Below are 9,509 nucleotides of genomic sequence, written 5' to 3'. Positions count from 1 at the left end.
CGTGATGTTTATGTATTTGTTGTTACTTACATTATATCATTTTTAAGAGGATTTTTATACTTATTAATGCTTTTAAACGTTTATATATCAAGGTTTTATGCGAGTTTTACTTGTGCGAAGTTTGAGTGTATTATTAATATAAATGTTAGTATGTGATTTCTAAAGCCTAAATATGTTAGGCTAAACAATTACACTAAAGTTGGGGGAGATTTAAATGGAATTTAAAATTAATGAAATGTATTACGGTTTTAAGTTGGTAGAGCAAAGTACGATTAATGAAATTCAATCTGTAGCTAGAATATTCGAGCATATTAAAAGTGGTGCAAGACTAATACATTTAGAAAATAATGATGATAATAAATTGTTTTCAATTGGATTTAGGACAACACCCACAGATAGTACAGGAGTAGCACACATTTTAGAGCATTCTGTGCTTTGTGGATCAAGAAAATTCAAAAGCAAAGATCCAGTTAGTGATACTTCTAAAAGTTCTTTGAAAACATTTTTAAATGCTATGACTTATACAGACAAAACTATTTATCCAGTTTCAAGCAGAAATCATAAGGATTTTATGAATTTAATGAATGTATATTTAGATGCAGTTTTACACCCTAATATATATAAAAATCATGAAATACTACGTCAAGAAGGATGGAGACATGAAATTGATCCAGAAACAAATAAGTTAACTTATAAAGGGGTAGTATATAGTGAAATGTTGGGTGCGCTATCTTCACCAGAGGAAGTTGTTTGCAGCAATATATATAGCTCATTATTTCCAAATACTACTTATGCTTTTGTTTCAGGTGGAGACCCAGAAGTGATACCAGAGCTTACTCAAGAAAATTTTGAAAAATTTCACAGCAAATTTTATCATCCGTCTAATAGTTATATATTTTTATATGGAAATCAAGATTTACATAAGTGTCTTGAATTTATAAACCATGAATATCTTATGGAATTTGATAGAATAGAAATACCATCACATATAGAAAATGTTGAATCCTTTGAGAGTATGGTAGAGCAAACATCTGAGTATTCTATTAGTGAAGAAGAGGATGAAAAAAATAAAACCTTCTTAGCTTTAAGCTTTGCCTGTGAAGAAACAAGTAATGGTGAAGAATACTTAACTATGAAAATACTTTACAATATGTTTATTGAATCCTCAGCATCCCCTATTAAAGCAGCTTTACTTAAAGAAGGATTAGGAGAATGTTTACTTACAATCGATGATATGAATATGGACCCAACTAAACAGGATATATTTGTAATAGCAGTTAAAAATACAGACGAAAGTAAAAAAGAGAAATTTAAAAGCGTTATTTTTGATACTCTTAAAACTCTTGTAAAAAATGGTATTGATAAAAACCTATTAGAAGCAGCTATAAATTCAGTTGAATTTCAGCTACGTGAAGCAGATCCATGGCGAATTGCTAATAAGGGACTTCAATATAATGAAAGAGTACTAAACAGTTGGCTTTATGATGGCAATGCTCTTACTCATCTAAAGTACGAAGAAACCCTAAATAAAATAAAAACTTCTATATCCAATAATTATTTTGAAAGTTTCGTTGAAAAATATATGCTTAAAAATTCTCATTGCTCACTGGTGGTTCTAAACCCTAAAAAAGGACTATCGGAATGTAAAACAAGAGCTTTAGACAAAAAACTTCAAAGTTACAAAGCTTCTCTTTCAGCCACAGAACTTCAAGAACTAAACGCTAGAAACATAAAATTAAAAGAGGCTCAAGTTAGTGTAGATACACAAGAAGCTAAAGATACCGTTCCTAAATTGCCTATAGGTGAAGTATGCACAAAAGCAGAAGATTTTCCACAAACAGTAGTGAAAGCAAAAGGTGTAACTATTCTTAATAGTAATATGTATACAAATAAAATAGCATATATAAATTTATTATTTGATGCAAGTTTTATTAAGGAAAAGTATATTCCTTATTTAGGACTTCTAAGCAATATTTTAGGCGAGCTTGATACAGAAAAAAGATCATATTCACAGCTTATCACTGAAATTTATAAGAAGACTGGTGGAATAACTTTCGAAAATAAAATTTATACTAAAAAAGATAATGTGGAAGCCTATAAACATAAATTTATTATTAAATCAAAGGTAATTTCAGAAAATATTCCTGACGTTCTTCAATTAATTAATGAAATAATAGTCTCCACTAAGTTTGATAATATGAGTAGACTTAAACAGGTTATTCAAGAAATTAAATCCAAGCTTCAAATGGAAATCATAAATGCAGGACATACAATTGCAATTACTAGGGTATTTTCTAAATTCTCTTTTGCCGATAGATACAGGGATACCCTTAGCGGTATATTATATTACGGGTTTATATGCAACTTAGAAAAGAACTTTGATACCATCTGCGATAAAATTGAATTTAATCTTATAAAAGTATATAAAGCTATTTTCAGTAAAAACAATTTAATTATTTCAATAGTAGGTGAAGATAATGAAAGTGAAAAATTGGTCTCAAATATTAATATTATTTTGGATAATCTTAAAACTGCTAAGGCTGAAATTCCTACTATTAAATGGCAACCATCAAGTGAAATAGAAGGATTAATCACCGCTAGTAATGTACAATTTGTGGCTAAGGGATTCAATTTTGCAAAACTTGGTTACAAGTACTCAGGAAAAATGAGAGTTATGCAAAATATATTGGATAATGAATATCTTTATCCCAGAGTCCGTCTTCAAGGTGGTGCTTATGGGTGCTTTATGGATATGAATAAAGATGGTAATTTAGCTTTTGTATCTTTCCGTGATCCAAACCTCACCAAAACTGTAATCACATATAATGAGGCATACAAGTTTTTAGAAAATGCAGATTTTACGGAAAAAGATATGGAAAATTTTATAATCGGAACAGTGGGAAGAGTATACAAGCCATTAACACCTGATAAAAAAGGTGAAAAGTCAGTTGAAAACTATATTTGTAATATAACTAATGAAGACATTCAAAGGGAAAGAGATGAGATTTTAAATACAAGTGTGGAAGATATAAAATTCTATGCCAACATGATTAAATTGGGAATGGGCCAAAATTATTGCTGCGTAGTAGGCAATGAAGGAAAAATAAAAGCAAATAAACATATGTTTGATAAGATAAGCATGTTTTTATAAAAGCATGTTAAAAATAACAAAGCACAGGCTATCACAGCTGTGCTTTGTTATTGCAGTTACTTTTGTATGCTAAAGGTTTAGAATTGATACGCAGGCTGCGTGAATAGGGCTCAAGAGATTTTCCACTTGATATTTATAACAAAAAATGATAAAGTATTATAAAACTATATATCATATAGACTAAATAATGGGAAAATGCTATCATGTTTGTGTATATTATGAAGGTGGGATTTCTATGTCAAATTCTCAAATAACAAAACTGGCCTTGGCAGATGCTATGAAGGATCTTATGGAAGAAAAACCACTGCACAAAATCACCATAAGTGATATTACTAATAGCCGCATGATGAACAGAAAAAGTTTCTATTATCACTTTAAAGATAAATATGATTTGGTTAATTGGATATTTTACACTGATTTTGTTTCAGCAATGCAAAAAACTTCTTCTTCTGATATTTGGGATTTACTTAAAAATATTTGTGACTACTTTTATGAAAACAAGGTATTTTATTGTAATGCATTAAGTGTAACAGGTCAAAATTCTTTTTCAGATTTTTTTATGGAAGTAATAGAACCATTTATGTTAATTAATTTTGGAAATATATTTGAGGATCACGAAAATAAGGAGTTTTTATCTGTCTACTTTTCAGATGCAACTCGGGTTGCAATTACACGTTGGCTTGTTGAAGATAAGGATATTTCACCTGAAAAATTTGTAGATTTAACAAGATGTGCCATAAAAGGAATAGCAATTAAGGTAATTGAAGATACAAAAGAAGATTAAATTATTTTAAATAATTTAATCTTCTTTTGATTTTGACAAAATCTCCACCAATGACATTTCTTTAATATTAAAGGCTACCTGGTTACTACAACCACAAAAACATACCTCTCCATTTTTCTTAATACTAAGGCAGCATGATTCTATAGATATAATTTTATTTATTCTAGCAATATCTTTATATAAATCTATTAAAAAAGATGAATGCTCTTGATTAGTTTTAGAATTTAAAACATATTCGTGCATTAACGCTGCATTTTTGATGCTACATTTATTAGATTGTATAAGAAATCCAAAAACACATCTAAAGTCTTTAAGTACATTTACCCATTTATTGTTTAAAATATCTTTAGCATTCCCATCATCATAGTAACTATGAATTCCAAATAAGCATTTATTATTATGCAATAATTGAATTGTTTTTTTAAACTCTTGTATATCAGTATGCCTATCATATAAAATTGAAAAAATAATGTTATCATATGATTTTATTTTAATCATTTTTTCCTCTGTAAGTTTATAGTGGGGTACATATAAAATAAAGGCACAATCAATATTTTTCCTAACGATATCTGAAAATCCATCCATACTATCCATAAAAAACATATAACTATAAATACCTATTCTTTTCCCTTGTTTTATAATATTAATAATCTCGTCAGGGCTTATTTTATCCCCTATTTGATTTTTAAAATTAAAGATTATAGTCCATGGAATATTATATCCATGAAGTTTTTTCCCTTCACGGATTTTTTTTGATCCGTTATTCCAACTATTATATCCTATATTAATTCCAAAGGTTTTAATTGTATTATGATCTACATTATTAACTAGTTCAGATACCATATTATAATAAGGACTATTTGAATTACTTAACATAACTTCCATTATATTTAAAACATCTTTTTGAAAGGGACCCATAGTAAAGTGATTAGCTAAGTCAACTAAATTTCTGACTCCACGTTTTGGGTTACATTCTATATCTCTAATGCCCTTATTTATAGCAGTTTCAATCATTTTGATAGTTATACGAGTATCTATCATATATATTCCCTTCATTTCTCTTAATATAAGTAAACAATAGAACATATATGTAAAACTGTAAAGCGACAATTTAAGCAGTTGTCTAAAAATGTTACAAAAAAAAATATATGGTAAAATTTAAGACATTACTTTTTTTTGACCAGTTTTAAAAATAAAAATCTATTTTATAATTATATTAACGATAAAAATAGTTGAAAAATATTTGCTAAGGTGGTTATTAATATGATAAACAGTAACATTAAAGAACAATTTAAATCATTCGGGTTAAAAAAGATTCTTAATTATTTAGATTCTGATCCAGACAAGAATGTTCCAAAATTAATAGATTGGATTGAAAAATTTGATAAAAATGGCCATGTATCTTCTAAACTTGAAAATGTAAAAGAAGTAATTGAGGATAAGGATGGAAACTGGCATAGGCTTATTGAAAATGTTTATTCAGACATCGATGAGAATGTGCGAAAAACTTTATTTGAAAACTTTATTGTCAATGCATCAATGATAGGTTTAGAACGAGAAAAGCAATCAAGACAAGAGTATAATTGTAATGTGCCTTGGGCTATACTAATGGATCCAACTTCTGCATGCAATCTTAAATGCACTGGTTGCTGGGCAGCAGACTATGGGAATAAGCTTTCTATGAGTTATGAGACATTAGATGATATAATTGATCAAGGTAAAAAACTAGGAGTTTATATGTATATATATTCTGGTGGCGAACCTTTAATGAGGAAAAAAGATATTATTAAGCTTTGTGAAAAACATAATGATTGTGTATTTTTGGCATTTACAAATGGTACTTTAATAGATGACGATTTTGCTGAAGAAATGTTAAAGGTAAAAAACCTTGTTCCAGCAATAAGTGTAGAAGGATTTGAAAAAGAAACTGATTTCAGACGAGGAAAGGGAACCTATAAAGCTGTAATAAATGCTATGGAAATACTGAAAAATAAAAAACTACCCTTTGGTATATCCTGCTGTTATACTAGCAAGAATACTCAAGTAATCGGTAGTGAAGAATATTTTGATGATATGATCCAAAAAGGTGCAAAATTTGCCTGGTTTTTCACATATATGCCTGTTGGCATAGACGCAGTACCTGAACTTATGGCAAATTCAAATCAAAGAGAATATATGTATAATCAAATACGAGATTTCCGTAAAACTAAGCCTATCTTTACTATGGATTTCTGGAATGATGGAGAATTTGTAGATGGATGTATTGCAGGTGGCTGTAGGTATTTACACATTAATGCTAATGGTGATATTGAACCATGTGCCTTTATTCATTATTCAGATTCTAATGTGTATGAACATTCATTGATAGAGGCATTCCAAAGACCGTTATTCATGCAATACAAAAAAAATCAACCATTTAGTGAAAATTTCTTGCGTCCATGCCCTCTTCTTGATAATAAAGGTAGACTGGCCGATATAGTTGACAAATCTAATGCAAAATCAACAGATTTACAAAATCCAGAAGATGTCCATGATCTATGTGCAAAATGTGAAAATGCAGCTGATAATTGGGAAATTACATCTAATAAAATTTGGAAAGACCATAATCAAAATTCTAAAATATAAAATTATCCCGTTGCAAACAACAACGGGATAATTTTATATGATATGTTTGTAAACATAAATGCTAAAATCACATATCCAAAGCTTTTTTTTAAGAAAATATCCACATAAAACTATGGAAAACTTGGCAATTACGCTGGTTTTCAAGATAACGTGCCTTATTTTTTATTCAGTTCTATGAGTGGAATTATTAAATGATCAACAATATGTTCTACATAGCTGATTTTAATGGGTTTTCCAGTAATTAAAAGTTGATAAAATAATAACGCTGGCCCCACATCAGCGAGAAGTTTCAACTGTTCTTTGTTTAATTTCTTATTAATGGCGCATTCTATGGCATCACTAAATACACATGTTTGATCCGTTAAACAATTCAATTGAATTGCTTCGGATAATAATTTATCCCTATTTATTGCTGTTGCTATGGACAGCATTACCTTTTGCCTTACCTCGTCTCTTATCCCGAAATATATGCTAAATAATTCACACAAATAATCTCTTAGATTGTCCCCACAACGATGAGTATCAACCTTCTGCTCACAAGGCATCATAAATCCTATGGCTTCAGCTATAAGGTAGGGTTTAGATTTCCATCTGCGGTATAAGGTAGCTTTCCCCGCATGGGCTCTTAATGCAATGGAATCCATAGTTACCGAATCATAACCCAATTCTGCTACTAGCTCCAGTGCAGCTTTTAGAATAGCGAGATCACGCAGTTTATCTACGGGTCTTCCAATCTTGCCTGGGACTTTTCCTTCAAGATTCTCAATGAAATTGGATTCATTTATTATCTCCATCCCCAAACCTCCATTCTCCATTTTTCATAAATATAACACAATTCAAACATATTTTCAACATAACTGAACATAATAGTTTTGAAACTGTTGTGTTTTATTAACAGCTATGATATACTTTCATTTATTAATGGTAAGAATTTAATGTTATATATTTATGATAGAAATTAATAGAATTTTAGTAGGCTTAAGTATATAATAAGTGATAGACTAAGAACGTTCAAAAAAATAAGTACATATTGAGAAAGAGAGGTGATTTCTGATGAAAAAGAAATCAAGTATTGCTGTTTGGACTATAATTTTCATTATTATTGCAGTATTCATGGTTGCTAAACCAGATCAGACTTCAACAAATATTAATTTTAATCAATTTCAGACCAATTGGACAAATAACACTATCAAAAACTTCGTGGTGGAAGATGATCAGATGTCAGTTTCTGGAACTTTAAAAAATGGAACTGCCTATAAAACAGTTGTTCCATCGGCTAGACTATTTCAGTTTATAAAAGACAATCCAAAGAATCCACCTGTTCAAGAAACATACCTAGCACCATCAAATATGGTAATGTGGTTAAACTTTCTGCCTAATTTACTATTCATATTAATGCTTGTTGGCTTTGGGTTTATATTCCTAAAACAATCCAAGGGCGCTGGTGGAAGTGGCGGTGTAATGAAATTTGGTAAAAGCAAGGCAAAACTTGTAGATCCTATTAACAATAAAAAAGTTAGTTTTGATGATGTTGCAGGAGCAGATGAAGAAAAAGCTGAACTTGCAGAGATAGTAGATTTTTTAAAACAGCCTAAAAGATATATAGACATGGGCGCTCGTATACCAAAGGGAGTTTTGCTTATAGGACCTCCAGGAACTGGTAAAACACTTCTTGCAAGAGCTATTTCAGGAGAAGCTGGAGTCCCATTTTTCAGCATCTCAGGTTCAGATTTTGTAGAAATGTTTGTAGGAGTTGGAGCTTCTAGAGTAAGAGATTTATTTGATCAAGCAAAAAAGAGCTCACCTTGTATAATTTTTATAGATGAGATTGATGCTGTTGGTAGACAAAGAGGTGCAGGTGTCGGCGGCGGAAATGATGAACGAGAACAGACATTAAACCAACTGCTAGTTGAGATGGATGGTTTTGGAGAAAATGAAGGAATAATAATGATTGCAGCTACAAATAGAGCAGATGTACTTGATCCAGCATTACTAAGACCAGGTAGATTTGACAGACAAATACTTGTTGGTGTTCCTGATGTCAAGGGTAGAGAAGAAATTTTGGCAGTTCATTCAAAAAATAAACATCTTGAACCAGACGTTAAACTTAGTGTACTTGCTAGGAGAACTCCTGGATTTACAGGTGCGGACATCGAAAACTTAATGAATGAATCCGCACTACTCGCTGTACGAAAAGATAAAAAGCTTATTGGAATGGAAGAACTTGAAGAAGCAGTTACAAGAATAATTGCTGGACCTGAAAAGAAAAGCAGAGTGATAGTTGAGGCTGATAGAAGACTTACAGCATATCATGAAGCAGGCCATGCAATTGTAATGAATTTGCTTCCAAAGTCAGATCCTGTTCACCAGATAAGTATAGTTCCAAGAGGAATGGCTGGCGGATATACTATGCGTCTTCCAGATGAGGACAGATCATATATGTCTAAGTCAAGACTTGAAGAAGAAATTGTAGGACTATTAGGTGGTAGAGTTGCGGAAAAACTAGTTATTGGAGATATAAGTACTGGCGCAAGCAATGATATCGAAAGAGCAACAACAATCGCAAGAAAAATGATAATGGATTATGGTATGAGTGATACTCTTGGGCCAATTTCTTTTGGTTCAGGTAGTGATGAAGTATTCCTTGGACGTGACATGGGTAAAAGTAAAAGTTATAGTGAAGAAACTCTATACAAAATAGATGTAGAAATAAAAAAACTTATAGATGGAGCATATACAAAGGCATTGACACTTCTTACTGAAAATAGGAGTAAACTTAATGCAGTTGCAGAAGAACTTTTAATAAGAGAGAAGCTTGAAGCAGTTGAGTTCCAAGAAATATTTGCAAAAAGCTAATCTACTCACCTATAACCCTTTTAAAAAATATAATAAATTTGCAAAAACAAAAGGAATGCCACTAACATGTGCATTCCTTTGTTTTTGTAAATT

Annotated in this window: 6 protein-coding genes; 4 read left to right on the top strand and 2 right to left on the bottom strand. The window is 30.7% G+C overall.

Annotation, left to right across the window (positions count from 1 at the left end):
* Positions 1–214 precede the first annotated feature (214 nt).
* Both ACREVU_RS10490 and ACREVU_RS10485 read left to right on the top strand, forming a co-directional pair.
* Positions 215–3,151, top strand: a complete 2,937-nt coding sequence (locus ACREVU_RS10490; RefSeq protein ID WP_431551545.1) for an insulinase family protein — start codon at positions 215–217, stop codon at positions 3,149–3,151.
* A gap of 235 nt (positions 3,152–3,386) precedes the next feature.
* Positions 3,387–3,935 (top strand): TetR/AcrR family transcriptional regulator C-terminal domain-containing protein, encoded by a 549-nt coding sequence (locus ACREVU_RS10485; protein WP_431551544.1) that lies wholly within the window; start codon positions 3,387–3,389, stop codon positions 3,933–3,935.
* A gap of 15 nt (positions 3,936–3,950) precedes the next feature.
* On the opposite strand, the gene ACREVU_RS10480 is transcribed toward ACREVU_RS10485, so the two are convergent.
* Entirely contained in the window at positions 3,951–4,976 is a 1,026-nt protein-coding gene (locus tag ACREVU_RS10480) for a hypothetical protein (protein ID WP_431551543.1), read from the bottom strand.
* Between the two features lie 222 nt (positions 4,977–5,198).
* Between ACREVU_RS10480 and ACREVU_RS10475 the strand changes: the two genes are divergently transcribed.
* Positions 5,199–6,560 (top strand): radical SAM/SPASM domain-containing protein, encoded by a 1,362-nt coding sequence (locus tag ACREVU_RS10475; RefSeq protein WP_431551542.1) that lies wholly within the window; start codon positions 5,199–5,201, stop codon positions 6,558–6,560.
* Positions 6,561–6,715: 155 nt separating this feature from the next.
* On the opposite strand, the gene ACREVU_RS10470 is transcribed toward ACREVU_RS10475, so the two are convergent.
* Positions 6,716–7,354, bottom strand: a complete 639-nt coding sequence (locus ACREVU_RS10470; protein ID WP_431551541.1) for a TetR/AcrR family transcriptional regulator — start codon at positions 7,352–7,354, stop codon at positions 6,716–6,718.
* 259 nt (positions 7,355–7,613) lie between these two features.
* Here ACREVU_RS10470 and ftsH point away from each other — a divergent pair, with 259 nt between their 5' ends.
* Positions 7,614–9,416 carry an ATP-dependent zinc metalloprotease FtsH gene (ftsH, locus tag ACREVU_RS10465; RefSeq protein WP_431551540.1) on the top strand — a complete coding sequence of 601 codons (1,803 nt, stop codon included), beginning with the start codon at positions 7,614–7,616 and terminating at the stop codon, positions 9,414–9,416.
* Positions 9,417–9,509 lie beyond the last annotated feature (93 nt).

The organism is Clostridium sp. (assembly GCF_050717535.1).
Classification (GTDB): domain Bacteria; phylum Bacillota; class Clostridia; order Clostridiales; family Clostridiaceae; genus Clostridium_AD.
This window is presented reverse-complemented; position numbering and strand designations above follow the sequence as displayed.